The sequence below is a fragment of the Streptacidiphilus rugosus AM-16 genome, assembly GCF_000744655.1.
GTDB lineage: Bacteria > Actinomycetota > Actinomycetes > Streptomycetales > Streptomycetaceae > Streptacidiphilus > Streptacidiphilus rugosus.
This window is the reverse complement of the sequence record NZ_JQMJ01000004.1, coordinates 6490238-6516052: the sequence shown is the minus strand read 5'-3', so window position 1 is coordinate 6516052 and position 25815 is coordinate 6490238. Positions and strand designations below refer to the sequence as shown.

General features: G+C 73.1%; 23 protein-coding genes and 3 pseudogenes. 12 read left to right on the top strand and 14 right to left on the bottom strand.

What is annotated here, in order from left to right; translation table 11 throughout:
• Positions 1–142: 142 nt before the first annotated feature.
• The 3 genes from BS83_RS38410 to BS83_RS38400 all read left to right on the top strand — a co-directional run bounded on the left by BS83_RS38410 (position 143) and on the right by BS83_RS38400 (position 2865).
• Positions 143–1495, top strand: coding sequence for a S1C family serine protease (locus tag BS83_RS38410; RefSeq protein WP_051944950.1), 1353 nt, complete (start codon positions 143–145; stop codon positions 1493–1495).
• A 112-nt stretch (positions 1496–1607) separates the two neighbouring features.
• On the top strand, positions 1608–2039 hold the full coding sequence (locus tag BS83_RS38405; RefSeq protein ID WP_037607931.1) for a sec-independent translocase: 432 nt from the start codon (positions 1608–1610) through the stop codon (positions 2037–2039).
• Positions 2040–2214: 175 nt separating this feature from the next.
• The gene (locus tag BS83_RS38400; RefSeq protein WP_037607929.1) at positions 2215–2865 is read left to right on the top strand and encodes a hypothetical protein; all 651 of its coding nucleotides are present in this window, start codon (positions 2215–2217) and stop codon (positions 2863–2865) included.
• Between the two features lie 672 nt (positions 2866–3537).
• On the opposite strand, the gene BS83_RS38395 is transcribed toward BS83_RS38400, so the two are convergent.
• The 4 genes from BS83_RS38395 to BS83_RS38380 form a co-directional block, all read right to left on the bottom strand.
• Entirely contained in the window at positions 3538–4692 is a 1155-nt protein-coding gene (locus BS83_RS38395) for an Mrp/NBP35 family ATP-binding protein (protein WP_157597487.1), read from the bottom strand.
• 89 nt (positions 4693–4781) lie between these two features.
• Positions 4782–5300 (bottom strand): DUF1003 domain-containing protein, encoded by a 519-nt coding sequence (locus tag BS83_RS38390; protein ID WP_051944948.1) that lies wholly within the window; start codon positions 5298–5300, stop codon positions 4782–4784.
• On the bottom strand, positions 5284–6591 hold the full coding sequence (locus tag BS83_RS38385; RefSeq protein WP_051944945.1) for a magnesium transporter MgtE N-terminal domain-containing protein: 1308 nt from the start codon (positions 6589–6591) through the stop codon (positions 5284–5286). Before BS83_RS38385 ends, BS83_RS38390 begins: the two co-directional genes overlap by 17 nt.
• 84 nt (positions 6592–6675) lie before the next feature.
• On the bottom strand, positions 6676–7209 hold the full coding sequence (locus tag BS83_RS38380; protein WP_037607927.1) for a hypothetical protein: 534 nt from the start codon (positions 7207–7209) through the stop codon (positions 6676–6678).
• A 262-nt stretch (positions 7210–7471) separates the two neighbouring features.
• Between BS83_RS38380 and BS83_RS38375 the strand changes: the two genes are divergently transcribed.
• Both BS83_RS38375 and BS83_RS38370 read left to right on the top strand, forming a co-directional pair.
• The gene (locus BS83_RS38375; protein WP_037607925.1) at positions 7472–8413 is read left to right on the top strand and encodes a DMT family transporter; all 942 of its coding nucleotides are present in this window, start codon (positions 7472–7474) and stop codon (positions 8411–8413) included.
• 10 nt (positions 8414–8423) lie between these two features.
• Complete coding sequence (locus BS83_RS38370; RefSeq protein ID WP_051944942.1) at positions 8424–9041, top strand: suppressor of fused domain protein; 618 nt, start codon at positions 8424–8426, stop codon at positions 9039–9041.
• Positions 9042–9103: 62 nt separating this feature from the next.
• Here BS83_RS38370 and BS83_RS38365 read toward each other — a convergent pair whose 3' ends face one another.
• The 6 genes and pseudogenes from BS83_RS38365 to BS83_RS38345 all read right to left on the bottom strand — a co-directional run.
• Positions 9104–9577 carry a hypothetical protein gene (locus BS83_RS38365; protein WP_037607924.1) on the bottom strand — a complete coding sequence of 158 codons (474 nt, stop codon included), beginning with the start codon at positions 9575–9577 and terminating at the stop codon, positions 9104–9106.
• A gap of 116 nt (positions 9578–9693) precedes the next feature.
• Positions 9694–10542, bottom strand: coding sequence for a PHP domain-containing protein (locus BS83_RS38360; RefSeq protein ID WP_037607923.1), 849 nt, complete (start codon positions 10540–10542; stop codon positions 9694–9696).
• Between the two features lie 95 nt (positions 10543–10637).
• Entirely contained in the window at positions 10638–11276 is a 639-nt protein-coding gene (locus tag BS83_RS38355) for a DUF6758 family protein (RefSeq protein ID WP_037607921.1), read from the bottom strand.
• A gap of 72 nt (positions 11277–11348) precedes the next feature.
• Positions 11349–11525 carry a hypothetical protein gene (locus BS83_RS46875; RefSeq protein WP_198035392.1) on the bottom strand — a complete coding sequence of 59 codons (177 nt, stop codon included), beginning with the start codon at positions 11523–11525 and terminating at the stop codon, positions 11349–11351.
• 258 nt (positions 11526–11783) lie between these two features.
• On the bottom strand, positions 11784–12665 hold the full coding sequence (locus tag BS83_RS38350) for an alpha/beta fold hydrolase (RefSeq protein ID WP_037607920.1): 882 nt from the start codon (positions 12663–12665) through the stop codon (positions 11784–11786).
• A gap of 869 nt (positions 12666–13534) precedes the next feature.
• Positions 13535–15756, bottom strand: a pseudogene (locus BS83_RS38345) (DEAD/DEAH box helicase); the annotation flags it as partial.
• A gap of 540 nt (positions 15757–16296) precedes the next feature.
• On the opposite strand from BS83_RS38345, the gene BS83_RS38340 reads away from it, so the two are divergent.
• Complete coding sequence (locus BS83_RS38340) at positions 16297–17130, top strand: ferritin-like fold-containing protein (RefSeq protein WP_084714756.1); 834 nt, start codon at positions 16297–16299, stop codon at positions 17128–17130.
• Positions 17131–17398: 268 nt separating this feature from the next.
• On the opposite strand, the gene BS83_RS38335 is transcribed toward BS83_RS38340, so the two are convergent.
• The 4 genes from BS83_RS38335 to BS83_RS38320 form a co-directional block, all read right to left on the bottom strand.
• A complete protein-coding gene (locus tag BS83_RS38335) occupies positions 17399–17674 on the bottom strand; it encodes a hypothetical protein (RefSeq protein ID WP_037607918.1) in 276 nt (91 codons plus the stop codon).
• A gap of 164 nt (positions 17675–17838) precedes the next feature.
• Complete coding sequence (locus BS83_RS38330; protein ID WP_037607916.1) at positions 17839–18066, bottom strand: DUF3107 domain-containing protein; 228 nt, start codon at positions 18064–18066, stop codon at positions 17839–17841.
• A gap of 96 nt (positions 18067–18162) precedes the next feature.
• Entirely contained in the window at positions 18163–18804 is a 642-nt protein-coding gene (locus tag BS83_RS38325) for a TetR/AcrR family transcriptional regulator (protein ID WP_037607915.1), read from the bottom strand.
• 153 nt (positions 18805–18957) lie between these two features.
• Positions 18958–19158 (bottom strand): hypothetical protein, encoded by a 201-nt coding sequence (locus tag BS83_RS38320; protein ID WP_037607913.1) that lies wholly within the window; start codon positions 19156–19158, stop codon positions 18958–18960.
• Positions 19159–19219: 61 nt separating this feature from the next.
• Here BS83_RS38320 and BS83_RS38315 point away from each other — a divergent pair, with 61 nt between their 5' ends.
• The 6 genes and pseudogenes from BS83_RS38315 to moeZ all read left to right on the top strand — a co-directional run bounded on the left by BS83_RS38315 (position 19220) and on the right by moeZ (position 25778).
• Entirely contained in the window at positions 19220–20173 is a 954-nt protein-coding gene (locus tag BS83_RS38315; RefSeq protein ID WP_084715270.1) for an alpha/beta fold hydrolase, read from the top strand.
• A gap of 637 nt (positions 20174–20810) precedes the next feature.
• Positions 20811–22286 (top strand): glycosyltransferase, encoded by a 1476-nt coding sequence (locus tag BS83_RS38310; RefSeq protein WP_051944939.1) that lies wholly within the window; start codon positions 20811–20813, stop codon positions 22284–22286.
• 176 nt (positions 22287–22462) lie between these two features.
• Complete coding sequence (locus tag BS83_RS46870; RefSeq protein WP_198035391.1) at positions 22463–23188, top strand: hypothetical protein; 726 nt, start codon at positions 22463–22465, stop codon at positions 23186–23188.
• Positions 23189–23491: 303 nt separating this feature from the next.
• A pseudogene (locus tag BS83_RS38300) lies at positions 23492–24313 on the top strand (NAD-dependent epimerase/dehydratase family protein); the annotation flags it as partial.
• A pseudogene (locus tag BS83_RS49060) lies at positions 24293–24403 on the top strand (reductase); the annotation flags it as partial. The pseudogenes BS83_RS38300 and BS83_RS49060, both read left to right, overlap by 21 nt.
• Positions 24404–24599: 196 nt before the next feature.
• On the top strand, positions 24600–25778 hold the full coding sequence (gene moeZ / locus BS83_RS38295; protein ID WP_037607908.1) for an adenylyltransferase/sulfurtransferase MoeZ: 1179 nt from the start codon (positions 24600–24602) through the stop codon (positions 25776–25778).
• Positions 25779–25815 lie beyond the last annotated feature (37 nt).

Sequence of the window (25815 nt, the reverse complement as noted above, 5' to 3'; positions counted from 1 at the left end):
TCGACCGATTCCGCCCAGGCCCGGGGGACGCGAAGCCCCCGGCCCAGCTGTTCGTTTCCTGCGAAGGTGCTCCGAGGCATAGCCCTGAACACCCCCAACCTGTTTGAATCGCCGTGGCAACAGGTGTGAGGAGCAGGTCGGCATGGCAACGGAGCAGCACGTGGAGGAGCACCGGGCTCCCGAGCGCGGCGACCCGAGCGGGCCGACGTGGTGGAGCCACCCTGACGGTGCCGGCGCACGCGCCGCCATATTCCGGTGCGACGACGCCGCGTCGGCGGCCTCGTCCGACGACGGCCGGATCCCGTCCCAGCGGTCCCGTCTCGGTCGGCTGCTGCGCCGCAGGGACCAGGACGGGCGGCGCGGGAGCGCGGCCCCGCCCGCCACTCCGCCCCGCCCCCCGCTGCGGCTGCGTTCGGCCCGCGGTCTGACCATGCTGATGGTCGTCGTGGTCTCGGCCAGCCTGCTGGGCGCCGGCTTCGGCGTCGCGGTCGAGGGGATGGTCGAGGGCGGACGGCTCAACCTGCGCGAGGCCCCGACCTCCGCGGCGGACAAGGAGTCCAGCCACACCGCCGCCGTGCTTCAGGCGACCCTGCCCGGCGTGGTCTACCTGCAGGTCAGCGCGGCGGGCCAGAGCACGTCCGGCACCGGGGTGCTGCTCGACGCGAACGGCAACATCCTCACCAACAACCACGTCATCGCCCCCGACGGGCACCTCGGCCGGGTGACGGTCACCTTCAGCACCGGCCAGCGCCACCCTGCGGCGATCGTCGGCAGGGACGTGGGCAGCGATCTCGCGGTGCTCCGGGTCAGCGGCGTGTCCGGGCTCGACCCGGCCGTCCTCGGCGACTCGGACGACGTGCAGATCGGCGACCCGGTCATGGCCATCGGCGCGCCGTACGGGCTGCGGGGCACGGTCACCTCCGGCATCGTCAGCGCGGTTGACCGGCCGATCGCGTCCGGCAGCCTCGAGTCGTCCAGCGGCCGCTCCTACCTGGACGCGATCCAGACGGACGCCTCGATCAACCCCGGCAACTCCGGCGGTCCGCTGCTGGACGACAGCGGCGCCGTGATCGGGATCAACACCGCGATCCGCAGCTCGGACCCCGACAGCTCCGACCCCTTCGGCAGCAGCGCCACGAACGGCAGCATCGGCCTCGGCTTCGCCATCCCGATCGACCAGGCGACCGCGGTCGCCGGTCAGCTGATCAAGGCCGGCAAGGCCGCACCGCCCAGCATCGGGGTGACCCTGGACCGCGAGTTCCAGGGCGGCGCGAAGATCACCTCGGTGCAGCGCGCGCAGCCTCTCCGCTCGGGCGACATCGTCACGGCGGCGGACTCGGTGGCGGTGACCGACGCGGACGACCTGATCGCCCTGGTCCGCGGGCGGAAGCAGGGCGGTGAGACGGTGCTCACGGTGCTGCGCGGCGGCCAGAGCCTGCCGATCGCGGTGAAACTCGTCGCAGCCCCTGCGGACACCAGCTTCACGAAGGCCTGAGGCCGGTCCGGCGGCGGTTTTTCACACGTGCGGTTCACCGGGGCACAGGTCCGAAGTGGCGCGCGGGCCATTACGCTGGAGCCGTCACCACGTCATCAGGGGAGCCCACCGCATGTTCTTCGACATAGGACCACTTGAGATGGTCGCGCTGGTGGTCCTGGCCGTGGTCATCTTCGGTCCGGACAAGCTCCCCAAGCTCGTCCAGGACGTGATGGGCTTCATCCGCAAGGTGCGCGAGTTCTCCGACAGCGCCAAGGAGGACATCCGCAAGGAGCTCGGTCCCGAGTACCAGGACTTCGAGTTCCAGGACCTCCACCCGAAGACCTTCGTCCGGAAGCAGCTGGCACGGCACGGCGAGGAGTTCGGCCTCAGCGAGATCCAGGAGCTGAAGAACGGATTCGCCCGCGACGCGGCGGACGCGACGGCCGCGGTGAAGTCGGTCCGCACCGACCCGCTGGCCAAGGTCGCGCCCGAGCAGGCCGCGCCGGCGGCCCCGCCGCTGGAGAACGGCGAGCGTCCGCCCTACGACCTCGACGCCACCTGACGTACCGAGGACCTATCGGACGACCCCCGCACCTTTCGACGTGATCTGACTCCTTCTGACGCCTTTCGACGCGACCTGATCCGGACGCAAAACAGTCGCTGCGGCTGCGGTACGCGATCGGCCCGCTCCGCCCCGGTATGGTTCTGCCCGGGGCGGACCAGTAGGAGGAGCCGGTATGGACACGACGAGCCACGCCGTGGGAGATCAGCAGGCCGAGACGGCACCCGCAGGACGGGCGGCGCCGGGGTTCGCTGACGCGGACTTCCCCTGGTACGCGCTCGACGACGCCTGGACCGGCCGCCGCTGGTACGGGCCCACGGGCACCTCGACGGACGGCCGGGTCGTGGACTACGGCTCCCTCGGCCACGGCGACGAGCCGGTGCGTTCCTACCTGGCGCAGGACCCGGCCGAGGGCCGCCGCTTCGCCGTCGTCGTGACGGTCGCCCGCAGGGCGGCTCGCCGCCTCGACAACGGCACCGGCATGCTGGAGGCGACCTCCGTCGCCTCCGCCGCGTGGCTGGCCGGCTCCGGCCTCCTGGCGGCGACGGAGCACGCCCCGATGGAGCGCTCGCTCCGCCAGGACTGGCTCGACCAGCAGACCACCTTGGCCTGGGACCTCGCCGACGACATCGACGGCCCCGGCTGGTCCTCGCTGACCCTCCCGGTGAACGGCACCCCCCAGGCGTTCCGCTACCGCGAGTCCGAGTACGGCTGGGTCCTCGCCGGCGACGCCCCCGGCGTCCACCTCGGCGCCTACGGCCGCGGCGTCAGCGCCTACGGCCTCGGCTTCACCACGGTCACGGACTTCACCCAGTTCGGCGCGTAGGTCCTCACCAGAGGGCCAGTGGCACCACCCCAGGGGCGCGGGGAACTGCGCGCCTCCGGCGCGGGCGCGGTACCTCACAGCACAGGGTCCGTTGCACCACCCCAGGGGCGCGGGGAACTGCGCGCCTCCGGCGCGGGCGCGGTACCTCACAGCACAGGGTCCGTTGCACCACCCCAGGGGCGCGGGGAACTGCGCGCCTCCGGCGCGGGCGCGGTACCTCACAGCACAGGGTCCGTTGCACCACCCCAGGGGCGCGGGGAACTGCGCGCCTCCGGCGCGGGCGGGGGACCTCACAGCACAGGGTCCGTTGCACCACCCCAGGGGCGCGGGGAACTGCGCGCCTCCGGCGCGGGCGGGGGACCTCACAGGACAGGGTCCGTTGCACCACCCCAGGGGCGCGGGGACCTGCGCGCCTCCGGCGCGGGCGCGGGACCTCACAGCACACGGTCCGTTGCACCACCCCAGGGGCGCGGGGAACGGCGCGACAAGCCACTGACATGTGGATGGTCCTCAACGCGCAGGGCCGTCCGCCCTGGGTGGTTTCTCGCGCAGTTCCCCGCGCCCCTGAGCATGGGCCTGGTTGCTCACCTGCAGAGGCCCCCGCCCTGAGGCACTTGCCTGGTTGCTCACCTGCAGAGGTCACGCCCCTGCAGGTGAGGCAACCGGCTGTTGTCAGAACTTGTTGCGCGGGGTCAGCCCCAGCGACATGCCGGAGAGGCCGCGCTGGCGGCCGGCCAGCTTCTGGGCGATAGCCCTGAGCGCCGCGCCGGCCGGGGAGTCGGGGTCGGAGAGGACGACGGGCTTGCCCTCGTCGCCGCCCTGACGGAGTTGGACGTCGATCGGGATGTTGCCGAGGACCGGGACCTTCGCGCCGGTCGCGCGCGTCAGCGCGTCCGCGACGGTCTGGCCGCCGCCGGTGCCGAAGACGTCGACCATCTCGCCGCAGTGCGGGCACGGCATGCCCGACATGTTCTCGATGACGCCCACGATCGTCTGGTGCGTCTGCAACGCGATCGTGCCCGCGCGCTCCGCGACCTCGGCCGCGGCCTGCTGCGGGGTCGTGACCAGCAGGATCTCCGCGTTCGGCACCAGCTGGGCCACGGAGATCGCGATGTCACCGGTGCCGGGCGGCAGGTCCAGCAGCAGCACGTCCAGGTCGCCCCAGTACACGTCCGCCAGGAACTGCTGCAGTGCGCGGTGGAGCATCGGGCCGCGCCACACCACCGGGGCGTTCCCCGGGGTGAACATCCCGATCGAGATGACCTTCACGCCGTTCGCCGACGGCGGCATGATCATGTTCTCGACCTGGGTCGGCCGGCCGTCCGCGCCGAGCATGCGGGGCACGCTGTGGCCGTAGATGTCGGCGTCGACGATCGCGACCTTCAGGCCCTGGTCCGCCAGCGCCGCGGCGAGGTTGACCGTCACCGAGGACTTGCCGACGCCGCCCTTGCCGGACGCCACCGCGTAGACGCGGGTCAGCGAGCCCGGCTTGGCGAAGGGGATCTCCTTCTCCGCCTGGCCGCCGCGCAGGTGCGCCGCGAGCTCCTGCCGCTGCTCCGCGCTCATCACGTCGAGCTCGACGTCGACGGAGGAGATGCCGGGGACGGCGGAGACCGCGTCCACGACACGGTTGGTGATCGTCTCGCGCATCGGACAGCCGGACACCGTCAGGTAGACCGCGACCTTCGCGGCGCCCGCGGCGTCGACCGCCACGGATTTCACCATCCCGAGCTCGGTGATGGGCCGGTTGATCTCCGGGTCCTGCACCGTCGCCAGCGCGGCGCGCACGGACTCCTCGATGGGGGTCGCCTGAGTGTCGGAAGCCATACCGGAATGGTACGGCCGCGCGGCGCGCCCGCTGACCCGTCAGTAGCGTGCAGCAGGTCACACGGGCGACGATGCGTCCTGGTCGGCCCTCAGACCAGCTCGTCCTCGCGCTCGGGGCCGCTGTTGCGCGACTCCAGCTCCTTGAGCAGTTGCTGCAGCTCCGAGCGGAGGAAGTCGCGGGTGGCGACCTCGCCGAGGCCCTGCCGCAGCGAGGCGACCTCGCGGGTGAGGTACTCGGTGTCGGCGACGTTCCGGTTGGCCCGATCCCGGTCCTGCTCCATGTTGACCCGGTCTCTATCGTCCTGCCTGTTCTGCGCGAGCAGGATCAGCGGGGCCGCGTACGAGGCCTGGAGCGAGAGCACCAGCGTCAGGAAGATGAACGGGTACTGGTCGAAGCGGATGGCCGTCGGCGCGAGGGTGTTCCAGCCGACCCAGAGCAGGATCAGGACGGTCATCCAGACCAGGAACCGCCCGGTCCCCATGAAGCGCGCGATGCGCTCCGAGAGGCGCCCGAAGGCGTCCGGGTCGGGTTGGGGCAGCGTCAGCAGGGCGCGGCGACGCTGCGGCTGGTCCAGTCTGGGACGCTTGTTCTCACCCGTGGAGGCCATGGACAGCCACCTCCTCCTGGTCGTCGTGGCCCTGCAGGACGGCCTCGCGCCAGTCCTCGGGCAGCAGATGGTCGAGCACGTCGTCGACGGTCACCGAGCCGAGCAGGTTGCCCACCTCGTCGACGACCGGCGCGGCCACCATGTTGTAGGTGGCCAGGAAGCTGGTGATCCGGGGCAGTTCGGTCGCCGGCGAGAGCGGGTCGAGATCCCGGTCGACCAGCCCGCCGAGCAGGGTGTACGGCGGTTCGCGCAGCAGCCGCTGGAAATGGACCAGGCCCAGGTACTTGCCGGTCGGCGTCTCCAGCGGCGGGCGGCAGACGTAGACGACGGAGGCCATCGCGGGCTTCAGGTCCTCGTTGCGGATCCTCGCCAGCGCCTCGGCGACGGTCGAGTCGGGCGGCAGCACGATCGGCTCGGTTGTCATGAGACCGCCGGCGGTGTGCTCCTCGTAGGTGAGCAGCCGGCGCACCGGCGCGGCCTCGTCCGGCTCCATCAGCTGGAGCAGCTGCTCGGCCTCGTCGCCGGGCAGCTCGGAGAGCAGGTCGGCGGCGTCGTCCGGGTCCATCGCCTCCAGCACGTCGGCGGCGCGCTCCTGGTGCAGCGTGGCCAGGATGGCGACCTGGTCGTCCTCCGGCAGCTCCTCCATGACGTCGGCCAGCCGCTCGTCGTCCAGCGCGGCGGCGACCTCGCCGCGGCGCTTGGGCGAGAGGTGGTGCAGCACGTTCGCGAGGTCGGCGGGACGCAGCTGCTCGAAGGTGGCGAGCAGGTTGGCCGCGCCCTGGTCGGCCTCGTTGAGCGCGAAGCCGGTCACGGTGGACCACTCGACGGTCAGGGTCTCGCCCTTGCGGCGGAGGCGGCCGGGCTTGCCCTTCTCGACGAAGACCTTGTCGATCTCCCAGTCGCGGGTCCGGGTACGGACCATGGCGACGTCGAGCACCGTGACCTCCTCGCCGGCCTCGCCGTAGGGCCCGGTCTCGCGCAGGGCGACCCGGCGGTCGAGGAGCTCGGCCAGGCAGAGCGTCTCGGTGGACCGCTGCTCGAAGCGACGCATGTTGATGACACCGGTCATGATCACCTGGCCGGACTCGACGCTGGTGACCCGGTTCATCGGCAGGAACACCCGGCGTTTGCCGGCCACCTCGACCACGAAGCCGAGCACGCGGGGCGGCTGGCCACCCAGACGGAGGGTGACCACGAGATCGCGGATCCGGCCGACGTGGTCGCCGTTGGGATCGAAGACCGCCACCCCGGAAAGATGCGAGACGAAGACCCGGGAGGCGCCACCGCTCACGCGTTCACCTCCCGAATCACCCCGAACCGAACTGCTCCCTGAGGCTCAGGCTACCTGGACCGGGCGCGTCGGCTGGAATCTCCGCTACCGCTTCTTCCTGCGGCGCAGCAGCAGCCGAGGGAGCGCCTCGGGCACGGGTCGGCGCGTCGTGGCACCGGTGGGGACCGGGACGGCGGCGTGATCGGCGTCGGGCATGGCGTCCGGGTTCTCCACGCTGAGGCCCTGCGGCGCGAGCCGCAGCACGCGGCTGTCCGCGGCCCAGCGGTCGGTGACGCCCTCGTGGTCGAGGGCGTTCAGCCGCTTGGACTTCAGCTCGTCCACGGCGGCCTTCCAGGGGGCCGTGAACGGGGTCAACAGTTCCGCGGTGGCGCGGAAGGCGATCAGCCGACCCCACTTGTCCCTGCTCCGCAGGGTGACGACGGTGTTCACACCCTCCGCCAGCCCGCCGAGCGGCTGCTCGCCGCCGTCGCCGACGACCACGACGGCGTCCTCGACCCACGCGTGCCACAGCGCCTGATCCCGCCCGCCTTCGCTGCGCACCCACAGCAGTCCGGACTTCTTGGCCGCCTCCTCCACGAGGGCGCGGTCCAGCAGCTCGGCACTCGGCTCAGCAGTCATGCCGCACAGCGTATTGCGTTTCCTGTGCGGTTGAGGATCCGCCCTCAGAGCCTCGCACCCCCGGGGTGGCGGGGCTGCGCGACAATTCCCCAGCCTTCGATCGGGAGGTACCCCGTCCGGCATGCGGATGGTGTGCCGCGCGCAGGGCCATCCGCGCGCCATTGGTTTCTCGCGCCCCCAGGGTGGCGGGGGCGTGGAAGCGGGGGCTGTCATTCCCCTAGTATCGAAACGCCCCTTACTGGGCACGTCCGAGGAGCAGCCCGTGTCGAGCACCGCCGAGAGTGCGCCCCCCACCGCGACGGCACCCGTCGCCACCGCCGCGCACCCCGACCTCGCCGCCGTGCCGCGCGTCGACTTCCTGCTGCTCGCGCTCGCGGTCGGCGGTGTCGCCCTCTCCGCTCCGCTGATCAGCGCCATCGCCGCGCCCGCCGTCGCGATCGCCTTCTGGCGCAACTGCCTCGCCACCGGCGTCCTCGCGCCGATCGCGCTGCTGCGTCACCGCGGCGAACTGCGCGCCATGAGCCGCCGCACCGTCCTGCTCTCCCTCGCCGCCGGAGGCTTTCTCGCGCTGCACTTCGCGATGTGGCTGCCCAGCCTGCGGCTGACCTCCGTCGCGACCTCCACCGCGCTCTGCACCGCCACGCCGCTCTGGACGACGCTCTACCTCCGGCTGCGCGGCCAGCGCCCGCCGCGCGCCGTCTGGATCGGCATCGGGCTGGCCTTCGCCGGTGTCGTGCTGCTCACCGGGTTCGACCTGACGCTCTCCTCCCGCGCCGTCCTCGGCGACCTGCTGGCGCTCGGCGCGGGCATGGCCGCGTCCGGGTACTTCCTGCTCGGCAGCGAGGTCCGACGGACCGTCAGCACGACCGCCTACACCTTCGTCTGTTACGCCACCACCGCGGTGCTGCTGCTGGTCGCCTGCCTGTTCTCGGGCCAGTCGTTGTCCGGCTACAGCGCCACGGCCTGGTGGCAGATCCTGCTGCTGACCGCTTCCGCGCAGTTCCTCGGACACTCGCTGAGCAATCGCGTGGTGCGCACGCTCGGGCCGTCCTTCGTGTCGACGGCGATCCTGCTGGAGACCCCGGGCGCGGCGCTCATCGCCGCGGTCTGGCTGGGTCAGCTGCCGTCGGTCGCGGTCTATCCGGCGATGGCGATGATCCTGTCCGGCCTGCTGCTGATCATCCGGGCCGGACGGAAGTCGTAGGCTCTGGCCTATGTCGCACCCTGCCGCCTCGCCCGCCTCGTCCGCGCCCGACGCCGTCCTCGTCGCCGTCGAAGCCCGTCTGATCAGCACCTTCGGTGAGCCGGACGGACGCGCCGCGGTCACCTTCCTGGGCACGGACCGGATCGAGGTCCTGCGCTTCCCGCAGGCCGACGGCCTCTTCCGCTACGCGACGCTCGGCATGTCGGCGGCGCCCATGGCCGATCCGACCGCCGTCGTCGCCGACCCGGTCGCGGGACCTCGCGCCGAGCTGGTGGTCACGCTGCGGGGCGGACGCGACGAACTGCTCCGCCCGCTCGCCACGCTCGCGGCCTCGCCGCAGGTGGAGGGGTTGATCGTGGCGCCCGGGGCCTCGCTGGACCTCGGCGGACCGCTCTGGCCGGGCGCGCCGTTCACCGGCTTCCTCGTCGCCGAGCCCGGTGGGCTGGTCGAGGATCTCGAACTTCCGGAGCCGGCCGAGGCGGTCAGGTTCCTGCCGCTGCTGCCGATGACGCCGAACGAGGCGGCCCACAAGCGCGTCCACGGCGCCGCCGACCTCCAGGAGCGCTGGCTCCGGCACGGGACGGACCTGCGCGACCAGACGCGCAGGTCCGTCCCGCTCGGTGACTGACCGGGACCGCCCGGACCGGCGGGGGCTGACGGGGCCTCAGGCCCCGACAGTCCGGTGCCGCATCAGAACTGCGGCTGGCCCGTCTTCACGGCGCCGCCCTGGGCGGGGATCTGCGCCTGCGGCAGCGCGCCGAGGAGCTGGTCCATCTCGGTCCGCCAGTAGCGGTGGATGTTGAGGCGGGTCGGCTTCGCGCCCGGGGTCAGCTCGACGTACATCGAGCTCCACACCGAGGCCCGCTTGATGCGGCTGACCGGGAAGGCCTCGCGCGGGAAGGCCATGACCACGTCGCCGGGACGGTTGGTCCACCGGCTGGCGCTGTTGACGACGACCGAGGTGTTGGTCAGCGTCAGGAAGTAGAACCGGCGGGTCAGCGCGACGACGAGGCCGAGCACCGGGACCTCGTCGAAGAGGGCGTTGAGCCAGGGGCTCGGACCGGTCTCCACGTGCACGCACGCGATGAAGGTCTCGCCGGCCGGGGCGACCTGGCTGAGCTTCTCGATGACCTGCTGCTTCTGCTTGGCACGGCGAATCGCCATGAAATATCCCACCCCTGCTGAACGCGGGCACGTCCGTGGCGCCCGTCGAGAGAGGCCAGAGATTAGCAGGTGTCCGCACGCCAGTGCGCCGGGCGTGCGGGCGCCCGGCGGAGGGCTCAGCCGACCACGGGCTTCGCGCCCGTCGCCTGCTCGACGAGGGCCTCGTAGACGGCAGGATCGGTGGTGTTCGCGCCCAGCCTGACGGTCTTTCGGCTGCCGTGGTAGTCGGAGGAGCCCGTCACCAGCAGGCCCAGCTCGCCCGCGAGCAGCCGCAGCCGGGCACGCGTCTGCTCGTCGTGGTCGATGTGGTCGACCTCCAGCGCCGCCAGCCCCGCCGCCGCGAGATCGGCGATCACCGCGTCCGAGACGGTCCGGCCGCGCTTGGACGCACCCGGGTGCGCGAAGACCGGGACGCCGCCCGCGCCGCGTACCAGGCGGATCGCCTCCGCCGGGTCGGTCTCGCGCTTGGGCACGTCCGCCCGCCCGCCGTTGGCGAGCCACTCGGGTGTGAAGGCCTCGTCGACGCTCGCCACCACCCCCGCCTCCACCAGTGCGGAGGCGATGTGCGGACGCCCGACCGCGCCGCGGCCGGCGATCCGCCTGACCTGCTCCCAGTCGATCGGCGCGCCCAGCTCCCGGCAGCGCTCGACGATGGCCTGCGCACGCCGCACCCGATCGGTCCTGACCAGCTCGCGCTCCCGTGCGAACGCCGGCTCCTCGGGGTCGAAGAGGTACGCGAGCAGGTGCATGGAGATCCCCTCGACCCGGCAGGAGAGCTCCGCGCCCGGCACCAGCGTGAGCGAGGTCCCGCGCACGGCGTCGACGGCCTCGGCGTATCCGCCGGTGGTGTCGTGGTCGGTCAGCGCGACGACGTCGAGTCCGGCGGCGACGGCGTTCCTGACGAGCTCGGCGGGGGAGTCCGTTCCGTCCGAGGCGTTGCTGTGTGCGTGGAGGTCGATGCGCACCGGAGGGACTCCTGGGGACGAGGCGGGACTGCGGCCGGTGCCCCCAGCCTACGGGCAGCGCGGACCGGGCCGGGACGCCAGGCGTGGTGGCGCGGCTACTGCAGGATGCGCGGCGACAGCGCGCCGCAGGGCAGCAGTTCGAGCTCCGCGCCCGCGTCGCGCAGATCGGTCAGCACCAGCTCGTCGTACATGAGCAGGCCGGACCGCTCCGGCCAGACCACCGCCCAGAGCCAGAGCCCGCGCGCCTCGCCGACGAAGACCGCCCGGTCGTCCGGGGCGTCGGGAACGTGCCATAGCGCGGTCGGCCGTCCGGCCGCCAGCACCTTGGCGTGCGGGGCCCGGTGGACCGCGATGGCGTCCCCCGGATCGGGCCCGGGTAGTCCGGCGTAGCGCGCGCCCAGGCCGACGCCGAGCTCCTCGGCGACCAGCAGCAGCTCGCCCGGACCGCCGAGCGGGCCCGGCCCCGAGCAGGCGACGGCGGTCGCGCGGGTTCCGGAGACGTCGTCACCGGCGTGCGCGATTCCGGTGAAGAGCCAGCCCACGGGCAGGGGCCAGGGCAGCCAGACGGGAACCTCCGCGCGGGCCACCGCGACGCCCAGTGCTTCGACGCTCGGCGGGACGACCGGTTGCAGTGGGTAGACGGTTCCGTGCGCGTCGCACTGCCAGGTGTCGGTGAACAATCCCGGGGCGCGGACTCGGCCCCCGCACCTCGGGCAACTGGGCTCGCCCCTCATAGACGACCACGGTCCTCCGTCGGAACCGGTCCGTCAAGGACGATCACCCGGCCGGGGGACCGGCCGGGTACGTCAGAAGGCGGAGGCGCCCGCAGCGGTCGTGCCGGTGGCCGAGACCGGTCGGATGTACAGCCGTTCGCCTGCAGCGGCGGCCGTGTCGATGATGTCGCGGACGGCGTCCGCCTCGGCGATCAGGGCATCCGTGGCGGTACCGCCCGCCTCGTCGAGGCGGAAGATCTCGAATGGCATGGGCCTCTCCCTTCTCCTGGTGCTCACCAGACTGCGCGAGGCCTGTTTCGAGCCGATGAGCGAACCGTTGAGCGCTCGTGTCGAAGTCCGCGGCAGTCGTTCGTCCCGGTCACTGCACGCACCGCACGCACTGGACCCACTGGACTCACTGCATGCACTGCATGCACTGCATGCACTGCTGTCACGTCCCTCGAAGGGTCCAACGACTCACCCGCCCGGCGGTATTCCGGGATGAAACAGAAGAAAACTGACGAGCGGTCAGTTGACGCTGGACCAGAAGGCGGACAGTGACAGCGCGGTGCTTCCGGGCCGCTCCGCGTTGGGCGAGTGACCCGCGCCGGGAATGACGATGTGCTCGGCAGAGAGCCGCAGGGCCATCTCGGCCTGCAGCTCCACCGGCCATGCGTAGTCGCGTTCGCCGGACACGACGAGTTTAGGCAAGGATCGGCCCGCCAGCTCGTCGACGCGGTCCGGCTCCGAGATCAGCTGCTCCGCCATCGCGGTCAGCGCGGCGGGCACGTTGGCCAGCCAGCGGCGGTGCAGGAAGTCGGCGATCTCGGGCGCGAGCTGCGCGGCACCGCCGCTGCCCTGGTCCATCTCCTGCATCGCGCGCCAGATCTCCTCCAGCGTCATCACCGGCAGGGCCGCCAGCAGCAGCTTCGCCCGCTCGGTCTCCGAATCCTCCAGCGCGGCCGGGCCGGTGCTCATCAGCGTCAGCGAGGCCCAGGGCAGGTCCGGGCCGCTCGCGCGCAGGGCCGCCTCCCGCGCGACGTAACCGCCGAAGGAATGCGCGACCAGATGCAGCGGCCGTCCCGCGGCGCGCTCGCCCAGCTCGGCGGTGACGGCGAGCAGGTCGAGACCGAGCTGCTCCAGGGCGTAGGCCGCGACCTCGTCGCGGCCGCCGGTCTCGTACTGCCCCCGCTGGTCGATCGCGAGGACCTCGTAGCCGTCCTCGGCGAGCGGCTCCAGCAGCGCGATGAAGTCCTCCTTGCTGCCGGTGAAGCCGGGGACCAGGAGCGCGAGCGCCTTGGCGGGCCCGGTCCGCGGCACCGCGTGCAGGGCGGCGAACTCACCGCGCTCCGTCCGCAGGCGCGTGCTGCTCGCACACGCGGGCAGGGTCAGAAAGGGCGGCGTGCTCATCGGTGGAACCTCCTGGCGTGCGGCGAAGCGCGGTGCGGGACTGCGCCTGTGAGCGTAGTCAGGGCAGATGACGCGCAGGTGGCGGACAAGGCGAAGGGCGCGGCGGGTTCACCGGGCCGAAGCCCTGTGAACCCGCCGCGCCCTGTGTCGCGCACGATCCGGCGTTACGCCCGCGCCGTCTCCGCGGCCGCGCTGTTGGCCGCGGCCTCGGCCAGACGCACGCTGCGACGCTTGCGCTTCGGACGCTCCCCCTCGGCCTCGGCGCTCGGCGCCTCCGCACGCTGGGCGGGAACATCCTTCTCGGACTTCTCGGCCTTCGCCACGGCGGTCGCCGTGGCGGCGGCCTTGGCCGTCGTGTCGGTCACCCCGGCCGTGGCCCGGCGCCGCTTGCGCGGAGCGGGCACGGGCGCGGCCTCGACCGGAGCCGGAGCGGCCTCGGCGGGCGCCTCGGGGGTCTTGGCGAGCTTCGCCGAAGGGTCGGTCACCCCCGACGTGGCCCGCCGCCGCTTGCGCGGCGCGACCGCACCAGCCTGGACCTCGGCCGCCACCGGCTGCGCCGGGGCGACCGCCACGGGCGTGGCCTCGGTGACGGGCGCGGTGGTGGCCTTGGTGGCGCGGGTGCGCTTGCGGGGGGCCGGGGTCTCCTCCGCCACGGGGGCGGCGGTGGCCTCGGGGGCCTCGGTGACGGGCTCTGCCGCGGTCGGGGCGGTGGCCTTGGTGGCGCGGGTGCGCTTCCGCGGCGCGGGGGCCTCCTCGACGGCGGTGGGGGCCGTGGCGGGGGTCTCCGCGGGAGCGGTCTCCGCCGTGGCCTTCGCCGCGCGGGTCCGTTTGCGCGGAGCCGGAGCGGCGACCTCCTCGACCACCACAGCCGCGGCCGGAGCCTCGTCCGTCGCCTTCACGGCGCGGGTCCGGCGGCGCGGGGCGGCCGTGACCTCGTCCTGGACCGACTCGATCGGCCTGGTCGCCGGGGCGACGGCCTCGAGCGTGGCCTCGGTGACGGGCGCGGTGGTGGCCTTGGTGGCGCGGGTGCTCTTGCGGGGGGCCGGGGTCTCCTCCGCCACGGGGGCGGCGGTGGCCTCGGGGGCCTCGGTGACGGGCTCTGCCGCGGTCGGGGCGGTGGCCTTGGTGGCGCGGGTGCGCTTCCGCGGCGCGGGGCCTCCTCGACGGCGGTGGGGGCCGTGGCGGGGGTCTCCGCGGGAGCGGTCTCCGCCGTGGCCTTCGCCGCGCGGGTCCGCTTGCGCGGAGCCGGAGCGGCGACCTCCTCGACCACCACAGCCGCGGCTTCGGCCGCCACCGGCTCCGCCTGCGCGACGGCCCGGCTGCGGCGACGCGGAGCACGGGTCGCCTCGGCGACGGGCTCCACGGCCTCGGTCGTCGCGGGAGCCGTCCCGACGGCGGTCCCGGTCGCGGCGGGCTCGGCCGCCGAACGGGAGCGGCGACGCGTCGGAGCCGCCTCCACCACCTCGGCCGCGGCCTCGGGAGCGGCAGCGGTCGCGGCGGGCTGCGTCGACGCCTCGGTGACCTGCGCGACCTCCGTGGTCTCGGTGGTCGGGGCCTCGGCGGCCTGCGCCGCCTTCGCGCCGCGGCTGCGGCGGCGGCGCGGCTCGGCCGGAGCCTGCTCCACCGCGGTGTCGGCCTCGGACGTCACGGCGGTGGACGGAGCCAGGGCCTGCACGGCCTCGACCTGACCGTCCGCGCCGCCACGGGTACGCCGACGACGGCGCTTCGGGGCGTCCGCACCGGCGGTGCCGGCGAGCGTGCTGTCGGAGCCGCGCTCGGTGGCGGGCTCCTCCTGGGCGTTCGCCTCGCCGCGCGTGCGGCGACGGGGACGGTCGCGGTCGCGGCGCCCCGCGGGACGCTCGCGGTCGGCGTCGCGCGCGGGCTTACGGCGACCGCCGCCCGGCTCGCCGAGGTCCTCGATCTCCTCGGCGTCCAGACCGGCCCTGGTCCGCTCGGCGCGGGGCAGGATGCCCTTGGTGCCGGCGGGGATGTTCAGCTGCTCGTACAGGTGCGGGGAGGACGAGTACGTCTCCTCCGGGTCGTTGAACTTGAGGTCCAGCGCCTTGTTGATCAGCTGCCAGCGGGGGATGTCGTCCCAGTCCACCAGCGTGACGGCGGTGCCCGACGCGCCCGCGCGGCCGGTACGGCCGATGCGGTGCAGGTAGGTCTTCTCGTCCTCGGGGCACTGGTAGTTGATGACGTGCGTGACGCCCTCGACGTCGATCCCGCGGGCGGCGACGTCGGTGCAGACCAGCACGTCGACCTTGCCGTTGCGGAACGCGCGCAGCGCCTGCTCGCGCGCGCCCTGGCCGAGGTCGCCGTGGACCGCGCCCGCGGCGAAGCCGCGCTTGGTCAGCTGCTCGGAGACGTCGGCCGCGGTCCGCTTGGTCCGGCAGAAGATCATCGCCAGGTTGCGGCCCTCGGACTGCAGGATGCGCGAGACCATCTCGACCTTGTCGAGCGAGTGTGCGCGGAAGACGTGCTGGGAGATGTTCGCGACCGTCGCGCCCTCGTCGTCCGGCGCGGTGGCGCGGATGTGCGTCGGGCGGCTCATGTACCGACGGGCCAGGCTGATGACCGCCCCCGGCATGGTCGCCGAGAACAGCATGGTCTGGCGCTGCGCCGGCAGCATGTCGATGATCTTCTCGACGTCGGGCAGGAAGCCCAGGTCGAGCATCTCGTCGGCCTCGTCCAGCACCAGGACGCGGACCGCCGAGAGGTTCAGCTTGCGCTGGCGCGCGAGGTCCAGCAGACGGCCCGGCGTGCCGACGATGACGTCGACGCCGCGCTCGAGCGCCTCGATCTGGGTCTCGTAGCCGCGCCCGCCGTAGATGGAGAGGACGCGCACGTTGCGCACCTTGCCGGCGACGAGCAGGTCGTTGGTGACCTGGGTGCAGAGCTCACGCGTCGGCACGACGACCAGCGCCTGGGGCGCGGTCGGCAGCTCGGCGGCGGTGATCCGGCCGGCGTCCACGTCGGCGGCGACGCGGACGGTGTCGATGATGGGAAGTCCGAAGCCCAGGGTCTTGCCGGTGCCGGTCTTGGCCTGGCCGATGACGTCGTGGCCGGTCATGGCGACCGGGAGGGTCATCTCCTGGATCGGGAAGGGAGTAGTGATGCCGACGGCCTCGAGGGCCTCTGCGGTCTCGGAAAGAATGCCGAGTTCACGGAACGTAGTCAGGGCTGTGCCTCTTCCGGAAGTGGTGCGGCCGATCGCGGGGCGGGCCGGGCGCCCTCACAAGACGGGCGCGCAGACCGCAACCGGTTTCCTCGCGGCCAGCTCACGCGGCGGCGCGTCGCGGGGCCATTCGTCCATGGACCCGTCCCTGGGGAGCGGACGCGACGCAGCGCAGTGAGAGGCATTGATCGGAGGCCCGGCGCGGGACCGCGGCTGCGCGGTCTGCGGCGGCCCTCGCTCGGCCACTGCGGGGTCGGTCGGAGCCGATCGTGCGACCGACCGGGCATCCGCGTACGTGAGGCGCGGCACCTTTCCGAATCGCGGAACATGCCAGGCCTCACTACCACCATACCGGCAAGGTGAAGATCGAACATGTGACGCGGACGACATCACGCATGTTCGCGCCCGCTTTCGTGCGATCTGCGGCCACCTGGGGCCACTAAGGTGCCGCGTATGGAGACGCCTGAAGCAAGCAAGGACGAGTCCGTGGGGTCCGGGGCCGGGGGGAAGGCTGTGAACGCGGAGACGTCCGAAACCGCTGTGAACGCCGACAACGACTCGAACGGCGGGAGCGACGAGGCCGCGGTGGTGTACCCGTCGATCGGCGACTGGGCCGGCTGCTCGGCGGACCCCGAGTACCGCGCGGCGGTCGTGGACCTGCTCGGCGCGCTCGCCTACGGCGAGCTCAGCGCCTTCGAGCGCCTGGCGGAGGACGCGAAGCTCGCGCCCAGTCTGGAGGACAAGGCCGCGCTCGCCGGCATGGCCGCGGCGGAGTTCGGGCACTACCGGCAGCTGCGGGACCGGCTGGCGGAGATCGGCGTGGTCCCGGCCGAGGCGATGCAGCCCTTCGCGGAGCCGCTCGACTCCTTCCACCGCATGACCGCCCCGGCCGACTGGCCGGAGAGCCTGGTCAAGGCCTACGTCGGCGACTCGATCGCGGCCGACTTCTACCGCGAGGTCGCGGTCCGGCTCGACGACGACACGCGCGAGCTGGTCCTGGGCGTGATGGCGGACACGGGCCATGCCGAGTTCGCGGTGGAGAAGGTCCACGAGGCCATCGCCGCCGACCCGCGGATCGGCGGCCGGCTGGCCCTCTGGGGCCGCCGGCTGATGGGCGAGGCCCTGAGCCAGGCCCAGCGGGTCGTCGCGGAGCGCGACGCACTGTCGAACCTGCTGATCGGCGGCGTGGAGGTGCGCGGCTTCGATCTGGTGGAGGTCGGCAAGATGTTCAACCGGATCACCGAGGCGCACACGCGGCGGATGGCGGCGCTGGGTCTCGCCTCCTAGGCCCTGACCGACCGTTCGCGGCGGGATCGGCCGGCGGCGCCGTCAGTGACGGGCGGCGCCGTGCGTCGCAGGGCGGAGGGTCGGTCTCGTACGGGACGTACTCGGCCGGGCCCGACAGTCCGCCGGTCTTCCGGCCGGGAGGAAGCCCGTGCGAGATGCGGCGGCAGGCGACGCGGGTCCGGCCGACATGGTCGGCCGAGGCCCGTCGGGTTCCGGTGGGACGCCCGATCTGCCCCGAACCGCGCAGGGCGGCGGGTCTCGGCGTGCGTCAGGCGTGCTTGGGGCGGTGACGGGCTGAACGCTGGTCCGGGCGGGCCAGCAGCGAGACCATCGCCGCGGATCCCAGCGCGGCGCACACGATCGCCTCGACCGGGTGTCCGTCGCCGAAAGCGGCGTGGGCGACCCCGCCGAGCAGCAGGGCCGAGCAGAGGCCGGTCAGCGCGGTGACGACGCGCGGCGCGGGAAACAGGTCGGAGAGCAGCACGGCGGCGCCCAACCCGATGGCCAGGCCGACGATCGAGAATGCGATCAGCTCGACGGTCATGGTCGCGGCCTCCTGCCGACGGCGTCAGTGCGGTCGGGACATGCCTACCCAGAAGGTGTCCAGGAAATACCCGGACAAGTGGAACGCCCCGATTTCCTCCCTGAGGAGGAGATCGGGGCGTTCCAGGTTTCTTCGCGCGATCTTCCGATCGTCGCTCAGGATGATCAGAGCGTGCCGAAGCCGACCTTGCGCGGCGCCTGCTCACCGATCTCCACGTAGGCCAGGCGCTCGGCCGGGACCAGGATCTTGCGTCCGTGCTCGTCCGCCAGCTTCAGCAGCTTCGCAGTGCCGTCCAGCGCCGCCGCGACCGCGCTCTCGACCTCGTCGGCAGACTGCGCGCTCTCGAGAACGATCTCCCGAGCCGCGTTCTGCACGCCGATCTTGACCTCCACGGCTTCGTCCCTCCGGCCCCATCAAACAGGCGTTCGTCGTTCCGCGCGTGACCGGACCGGCCGCGCGCCGTACGGCCCCACGATACGGCCTGGGGATCAGTGCGCGGCGTCCCCGCCGTGCATGGGGAAGCCCTTGAGGCCGCGCCACGACAGGCTGGACACCATGCGGACCGCCTCGTCCTGCGGAATGCTGCCGCCCTGGGCGAGCCAGAAGCGCGCCGTGATCTGGCACAGGCCGCACACGCCGACGGCCAGCAGCATGGCCTCCTCCTCGGGGAGGTCGGTGTCCTCGGCGATGACCTTGCTGACCAGCGTGGCCGTGTCCCTGGTGACCCGCTCCACGCGCTCGCGGACCGCGTCCTCGTTGGTCAGGTCGGACTCGAAGACCAGCCGGAACGCGCCGGACTCGGAGGCGACGTAGGCGAAGTACGCCTCGGTGGTGGCCAGGACGCGCAGCTTGTTGTCGGTGTTGGCCTCGAGCGCGGTGCGGATCGACTCGACCAGCGCCTCGCAGTGCTTGTCCAGCAGCGCGAGGTAGAGCTCCAGCTTCCCCGGGAAGTGCTGGTAGAGGACCGGCTTGCTGACGCCGGCGCGCTCGGCGATGTCGTCCATCGCCGCGGCGTGGTAGCCCTGGGCGACGAACACCTCCTGAGCCGCGCCCAGCAGCTGGTTGCGTCGGGCACTGCGCGGCAGGCGAGTGCCGCGGGGGCGCTCGGCCGTGTCCTGGATCGCCGTCACGGTGCTCCTCACTCAACATCTCGGCGGCACCGGGAGCCCCGGGGCCGGTCGGGCCGTACTCACGGCCATCCTACTTGTGGGTAATCCCCAGCGCCGCAGGTCGAGGCCAGAAAGTACGGTCCATGGGTTGTGAGGATTCCACAAGGGGCCTGGCTAGCGGTACTCGTCCTCGTCGATTCGAACCTCGACCTTCTGCTGCACGGTGTCCGCTTCGGGTGACTCCAGCGCGAGATCGTCCTCGTTGAGCTCCGGCACGGGGTCCACGTTCCCCTCGTCCTCCGGCTCGACCTCCGGCCGCTCGTCCGCCTCGGCGACCTCGAGGGAGTCGAGCGCGGCCTCGTTCACCTCGGACATGGCTGCCTCCCTGGCCCGGATCCCGGTGCCCTCGCGGCACCGCACTCTTAGCATCGTCCTCATGAGTGGACTGCGCGAGACATTCGAGGCCGAGACCGCCGCCGGAAGTGACCACCTGCGCGAGCTGCGGATGCCGGGGAGTCCGCTCTTCGCCGAGGCGCAGCCTCCGCACCGCGCCGGTCTGCCGCCGGCGCTCTTCGTGCACGGCCTCGGCGGATGCACGCGCAACTGGGAACTGCTGATGGCGGAGCTGGCCGGCACGGTCGACGGCCACGCGCTCGACCTGCCCGGCTTCGGCCAGTCCCCGCCCCCGGACGACGCCGACCTCTCCCTCGACGCGCACATGCGGGCGGTGATCGACTTCATCGAGCTGAGCGGACGCGGCCCGGTCCACCTCTTCGGCAACTCACTCGGCGGCGCGGTGTCGACCCGCCTGGCGGCGCTCCGGCCGGACCTGGTGCGCACACTCACGCTCATCTCCCCGGCGCTGCCCGAGCTGCCGCCGCAGACCACGGCTTGGCCGACGGCGCTGCTCGGCATGCCCGGCGCCGCCGGAGTCATCCGCAGGGCCTCGCGCGGCCGGGCGCTGGAACAGCAGACGCAGGCGCTGCTCGACCTCTGCTACGGCGACCCCGGCCGGATCCCCGCCGAGCGGCGGGCGCTGATGGCGGCGGAGTACCGCCGCCGAGCGGAGCTGCCCTACGCCCTCGACGTCCTCTCCCGCAGCGCCCGCGGCATCGTCCGCGCCTACACCGAGCGCGGCGAGCGCTCGCTCTGGCGTCAGGCGGCCCGGGTGACCGCCCCGACCCTGCTGGTCTACGGCCTCAAGGACAAGCTCGTCGGCTACCGCATGGCCCGCCGGGCGTCCCTGGCCTTCCCCGACTCCCGCCTCCTCGTCCTTCCCCTGGCCGGTCACGTGGCGATGATGGAGTACCCGGAACTGGTCGCCACGCGCTTCGAGGAACTCCTGGCGGAACTCGCGCCCCGCGTGAAGGACTCGGTGCCCGCCGAATAGCACGGCGTCCCGTTGCAGTGCCCCCAGGGGGCGCGGGGACTGCGCGACGAGCCGCCCACGCGGGCGGGGCCCCGAACGCGCAGGGCGATCCGTGGGCAGGTGGTTCCCCGCGCAGTTCCTCGCGTCCGTGGGGTGGTGCTGGGTTCCCGAGTCTGCAGGGCCATCGGCGGGCAGGTGGTTCCTCGCGCCCCTGGGGTGGCGCAGGGTTCCGGAGCCTGCAGGCCATCGGCGGGCCGGTGGGTCCCGGGCAGTTCCTCGCGCCCGCTGGGGGCGGTGCAGTGTTCCCGAGTGCTCAGGGCCATCCCCGGGGTGGTTGCCCGCGCCGACGCGCCGAAGGCGCCCGGCAGAGCCTCGCACCCCTGGGGCGCTGCAGGGTGCTGCGTGGGTGGATCGTGGGTGCGGTGCGTGGGCTTCACTCCTTCGGGTGGTAGGGGGCTGGATGGCCGACTCTGCGTCAGCGCCGCGCCGTAGTTTCGTGCCGTCGGCCGAACACGCGTCCCCGCATCGGGGTCGAGCGGCCGGTATACGCGTGGTGGGGAGTCTGCGGTCGTGCCGGCGAGGTCCGGCGGCCGGGCAGGGCCTCTCCGGTTGCGCTCAACCTGCCGCTGACGTCGTCCCCTTCCGGACCGGAGGTCCCATGCGCATCGCCTTGGTCACCGAGAGTGCCGCCTCCGTCGCCTGGAGCGACCGCCTCGTCACCTCCCTCGCGGAGCACGAGTTCGTACGACTGTCTCCCGCCGCCGAGCCCAGGAGGACGGGAACGCTCCTCGGGAGGCGCAGACGACGCACCGCGCTCGCCGCCTACGGAGAACTGGTCCGCGCGCTGGTCGACGCCCGCGCCGCCGCAGGCTTCGCGCCCGCGCTGTACGCCCTCGCGGAGGCGGGCCGCTCCGGCGGGCTCCCCGCGCTGCTGCGGTCCGGCGCGGCCGTGCGAACCCTGGAACAGGTGTGGCTGGGCTCCGCCTCCGCCATCGCCGCTGGGCCGGGGGACGCGGGGGTGCCGCTCGTGCAGGACGTCCTGGTCGCCGCCGACTTACTGGAGCAGGTGCTGCGCCCGCTCTCCCTCCCCTTGTACGGGGCCAAGGGAGCGAAGGGCGCCAGGAGCGGGGCCCTCTCCGGGGTCGACGTCTGCCATGTCGTCGGGGGCGCGCCCAGCGTGCTCGTCGCCCTGACCGCGAAGCGCCTCCTCGGCCTGCCGATGCTGCTGACCGAGCACAGCCTGCATCTGCGCGAGCGCTACCGGGGTTACCGGGAGTCCCCATACCGCCGTCCGGTGCGCGCGCTGCTGCTGGCCTTCCACCGGCTGCTCGCCGGCGAGGCCTACGCCCAGGCCGGCGTGATCACGCCGGGCAGCGCCTTCGACCAGCGCTGGCAGGAGTACTGCGGGGCGCAGCGCGAACGGATCCGGGTCGTCTACGAGGCCACACCGCTGGCCGACGAGCCGCCGGTCGGGACCGAGCCGGAGCGTCCGACGCTGGCCTGGCTCGGACCGATGGAGCCCGGCGGTGGGCTGGAGCCCATGCTGCACGCCTTCGCCCTGGTCCGCGAGGAGCTGCCCGACGCGGTGCTGCGCGTGCACGGCGAGGCGTCCGCGGGGGCGTCCGGGTACGAGGCGCACTGCCGGGCCTTGGCGAAGCGCCTCTTCGGTGCGGAGCGGGACGCCGTCTCCTTCGACGGCGCGCCGTTGCGGCTCCGCTCGGTCCACGAACACGCGACCGTCCTCGTCTTCTCCGGCAGCGAGGGGGTCCGCCCCCAGCTGCTCGCGGCCTCGCAGCTCAGCGGACGCCCGGTCGTGGCCACCGACGCCGGCGCCGCGCGCGAGGTGCTCGGTCCGACGGGGCTGCTGGTCCCCGTCGGAGAGCCGGCGCCGCTGGCCGCCGCCTGTACCGCGCTGCTGTCCGACGAGGAGCGACGCGCCCGGCTGGGGCACGCCGGGCGGCTGCGGGCCCAGGAGCTGTACGCGGTGGAGCCGGCGATCGACGCCTTCCGTGCCCTCTACCTGGAGCTGGCGGCCGAGCTGCCCGCGCCCGCTCCCGAGCCGGACTCGCAGCCGTTCTCGCGTCCGGCCGAGTACTGGGTCGGCGCGTTCCCGAAGGGGGTGCCCGTCCGATGACGCCCCGTCATGCCGCTCGTGGCGGCTCCGCCCCCCGGCACGGCGGTGCGAGTGGAGCCGGTCAGGCCGCGGCGGCGCGTTCCGGCCCCGGTCGGCACGGTGCATCCGCCCGTCCGGCCCGGCCCGTGTCGGCTCCGCCCCGGGCCCGGTCGGGGGCGGATCCCGTGCACGCCCTGATGGAGCGTCATCAGGAGCTCTGCGCGGACGCGGTCGACCCGCTCGACGTCGCCGAGGTGCTGGAGCGGTCGGGCATCGGCCCCCGCACGGCCGGACGCTACCGGCACGCCGACGTCTTCTCGCTGGCCGAGGAGATGTACGCGCGCGTGCCGAGGCGTGCCGTCGCCCCTCAGCGAGGCGCGGGCCCCTGGCGGCGGCGGACGCGTCCGGCGCTGCTGGCCGGCGGTCCGCCGCTGGCAGCCGCCCTGGCCCTGTGGGGTCTCTCGGCGGGGTGGGGAGCACCGATCCCGCTCGCCGCGCGGATCGCGGTTCTCGCGCTCGCCGCGGTGCCGACGGCACTGCTCTGCCGTGGGCCGGTGCTGTGGCAGCGCGCCCTGCTCGCCCTCGGTCTCGGCGCGCTGCCGGCGCTCGTCGCGGGCCTCGGGCCGCGGCAGTCGGCGCTGGCGGCAGCGGTCGGCGTCGCCGACTGGTGTGCCCGGTGGTTCCGTCACATCGGTTGGCGGCATGCCCTGGCCCGGTCGTCGAAGGAGTTCCGCTCGCGGATGCGTCCCGTGCTGCCGGCCACGGCGGGGCTCTTCCTGGTGCTGCTCCTCCTGCTCACGCTCGCCGCCGGCGCCGCCGCCGGCGCCGCCGCCGGCGCCGCCACCGGAGCCGGAGCCGGGTCGGGGCCGGGGGTCCCGGGGCCTGGGCGGCGCAGGGCCTCGCCGGTTCCGGGCTGCTGCTGACGCTGCTGCTGTGGCACTGCGGCCGGCCCCGCGCCGCGCTCACGGCACTCGCCGCGTGCTGTCTCTGCGCCGGGGCCGCCCACGTGACGGCGGCGCACACGGAGGTGCGCGGCTGGGCCTGCGCGCTGACGGCAGCCCTGCTGCTCCTCCACGCCTGGCCGGTCCTGCTCAGCCCCACCTCCCACCGCGCGCCCGGCGAGCCCACGCCCCGGGCGCCTAGGCCACCGTGCCGTCCGTCCGCCGAAGCGGCAGGCCCCGAACTTTCCTGACCGAGCATCAACCGCACAACGGAAGGACCACCTCATGAGGGTGCTGCTGCTGGGCGCCGACGGCTTCATCGGCCGTCGGGTCGCCGACCGACTCTTCGCCGACCCGGAGCTTCAGGTCACCGTCCTCGGCCGACGCGACTCCGCCGACATCCGCTTCGACCTGGCCGCCGGGAGTCCCGGCGCGCTGGCCAGGTTCCTGGACGCCGTCATGCCCCGCGTCGTCGTGAACTGCGCGGGGGCGACGTACGGGAGTCCGCGCGACCTCGTCCGCGCCAACACCCAGGCCGTCGCCACGGTCTGCGAGGCGATCCGGCGCAGCCACGACCCGGCCCGGCTGGTGCACGTCGGCTCCGCCGCCGAGTACGGCCCGGTGCCGATCGGCACCGCGACGGCCGAGACGGCCGAGCCACGCCCGCTGGGGCCCTACGGCGTCACCAAGCTGGCCGGGACCGAGCTGGCGCTCGCCTCGGGGCTCGACGCGGTCGTGCTGCGGATCTTCGACGTCGTCGGTCCCGGCGTCCCTGCTGGCTCGCTCTTCGGCCGGCTCTCCGAGGGCCTGCGCCGCGCGCTCGAACGCGGCGAGCCGCATGTGCGGACCGCGGATCTGTCCGCATTCCGAGACTTCGTGGACGTCAGGGACGTGGCCCGCGCCGTCCAGTCCGCCGCCGTCTCCGCGGCCACGGGCGTGATCAACATCGGCGGCGGCTCGGGTGTCCGGATGCGCGACGCGGCCGCGCTGCTCGTACGCGCCTCGGGTTTCGAGGGACGGCTGATGGAGGAGAGCCGGAGCCCGATCTCGGGCGCCGACGCCGCCGACCGCCCGATGGAGGTGCTCTGGCGCCAGGCCGACATCCGCACGGCGCGGGAACGGCTCGGCTGGCGGCCGCGGGTGCCGCTGGAGGAGTCGCTGGCAGACATCTGGATGGAGACCGCCTGCCGGGTCTGAGGTGGCCGGCGGGCGCGGGGCGCGCGGGAGGGCGTCCGGCGGCGAGCCGGTCGACCTGCGGGTCGGCGTGGTGGCCTGAGGTGCGTGATTCGTCTCACGATATGTCTCGCACACTGGAACGGGGGCTCTGGAATACGTCGCCGCGTGGCACTGTTGGCCAGGAGAACACATCGCCTGACCACCACCGGAGTCCCCCGTGTCGCTGCCACCCCTGGTCGAGCCCGCAGCCGAGCTCACCGTGGACGAGGTTCGCAGGTACTCCCGCCACCTGATCATCCCGGACGTCGGGATGGACGGGCAGAAGCGGTTGAAGAACGCCAAGGTGCTCTGTGTGGGCGCCGGCGGCCTGGGTTCCCCCGCGCTGATGTACCTCGCCGCCGCCGGTGTCGGCACGCTGGGCATCGTCGAGTTCGACACCGTCGACGAGTCGAACCTGCAGCGCCAGATCATCCACGGCCAGTCCGACATCGGCCGTTCCAAGGCCGAGTCCGCTCGTGACTCGGTCAAGGAGATCAACCCGTACGTGAGCGTCATCCTGCACGAGGAGCGCCTCGACGTCGACAACGTCAAGGAGATCTTCGCGGGCTACGACCTCATCGTCGACGGCACGGACAACTTCGCGACCCGGTACCTGGTGAACGACGCGGCGGTGCTGCTCGGCAAGCCCTACGTCTGGGGCTCCATCTACCGCTTCGACGGTCAGGCCTCGGTCTTCTGGGCCGAGCACGGCCCCTGCTACCGCTGCCTCTACCCGGAGGCCCCGCCGCCGGGCATGGTCCCCTCCTGCGCCGAGGGCGGCGTGCTGGGCGTGCTCTGCGCATCCATCGGGTCGATCCAGGTCACCGAGGCGATCAAGCTTCTCGCCGGGGTGGGCGAGCCGCTGGTCGGCCGCCTGATGATCTACGACGCGCTGGAGATGCAGTACCGCCAGGTCAAGGTCCGCAAGGACCCCGACTGCGCGCTCTGCGGCGAGAACCCGACGGTCACCGACCTCATCGACTACGAGGCCTTCTGCGGCGTCGTGTCGGAGGAGGCCCAGGCGGCCGCCGCCGGCAACACGATCACGCCGAAGCAGCTCAAGCAGTGGCAGGACGAGGAGGAGGAGATCTTCCTCGTCGACGTCCGCGAGCCGGGCGAGTACGAGATCGTCAGCATCCCGGGCGCGACGCTGATCCCGAAGAACGAGTTCCTGCTCGGCAACGCGCTGGAGAAGATGCCGCAGGACAAGAAGATCGTCCTGCACTGCAAGACGGGCGTCCGCTCCGCCGAGGTCCTGGCCGTCCTCCACTCCGCCGGCTTCTCGGACGCGGTCCACGTCGGCGGCGGCGTCATCGGCTGGGTCAACACGATCGAGCCGCACAAGCCGGTCTACTGACCGGCCCCGGTCCGCGCCACGAACGCCGGCCGCTCCC

Coding starts and splice junctions, on each gene's coding strand:
- BS83_RS38410 (WP_051944950.1), top strand. CDS start 143: ATGGCAACGGAGCAGCACGTGGAGGAGCACCGGGCTCCCGAGCGCGGC.
- BS83_RS38405 (WP_037607931.1), top strand. CDS start 1,608: ATGTTCTTCGACATAGGACCACTTGAGATGGTCGCGCTGGTGGTCCTG.
- BS83_RS38400 (WP_037607929.1), top strand. CDS start 2,215: ATGGACACGACGAGCCACGCCGTGGGAGATCAGCAGGCCGAGACGGCA.
- BS83_RS38395 (WP_157597487.1), bottom strand. CDS start 4,692: ATGGCTTCCGACACTCAGGCGACCCCCATCGAGGAGTCCGTGCGCGCC.
- BS83_RS38390 (WP_051944948.1), bottom strand. CDS start 5,300: ATGGCCTCCACGGGTGAGAACAAGCGTCCCAGACTGGACCAGCCGCAG.
- BS83_RS38380 (WP_037607927.1), bottom strand. CDS start 7,209: ATGACTGCTGAGCCGAGTGCCGAGCTGCTGGACCGCGCCCTCGTGGAG.
- BS83_RS38370 (WP_051944942.1), top strand. CDS start 8,424: ATGTCGCACCCTGCCGCCTCGCCCGCCTCGTCCGCGCCCGACGCCGTC.
- BS83_RS38365 (WP_037607924.1), bottom strand. CDS start 9,577: ATGGCGATTCGCCGTGCCAAGCAGAAGCAGCAGGTCATCGAGAAGCTC.
- BS83_RS38355 (WP_037607921.1), bottom strand. CDS start 11,276: ATGAGGGGCGAGCCCAGTTGCCCGAGGTGCGGGGGCCGAGTCCGCGCC.
- BS83_RS46875 (WP_198035392.1), bottom strand. CDS start 11,525: ATGCCATTCGAGATCTTCCGCCTCGACGAGGCGGGCGGTACCGCCACG.
- BS83_RS38350 (WP_037607920.1), bottom strand. CDS start 12,665: ATGAGCACGCCGCCCTTTCTGACCCTGCCCGCGTGTGCGAGCAGCACG.
- BS83_RS38340 (WP_084714756.1), top strand. CDS start 16,297: ATGGAGACGCCTGAAGCAAGCAAGGACGAGTCCGTGGGGTCCGGGGCC.
- BS83_RS38335 (WP_037607918.1), bottom strand. CDS start 17,674: ATGACCGTCGAGCTGATCGCATTCTCGATCGTCGGCCTGGCCATCGGG.
- BS83_RS38320 (WP_037607913.1), bottom strand. CDS start 19,158: ATGTCCGAGGTGAACGAGGCCGCGCTCGACTCCCTCGAGGTCGCCGAG.
- BS83_RS38315 (WP_084715270.1), top strand. CDS start 19,220: ATGAGTGGACTGCGCGAGACATTCGAGGCCGAGACCGCCGCCGGAAGT.
- BS83_RS38310 (WP_051944939.1), top strand. CDS start 20,811: ATGCGCATCGCCTTGGTCACCGAGAGTGCCGCCTCCGTCGCCTGGAGC.
- BS83_RS46870 (WP_198035391.1), top strand. CDS start 22,463: ATGGAGCGTCATCAGGAGCTCTGCGCGGACGCGGTCGACCCGCTCGAC.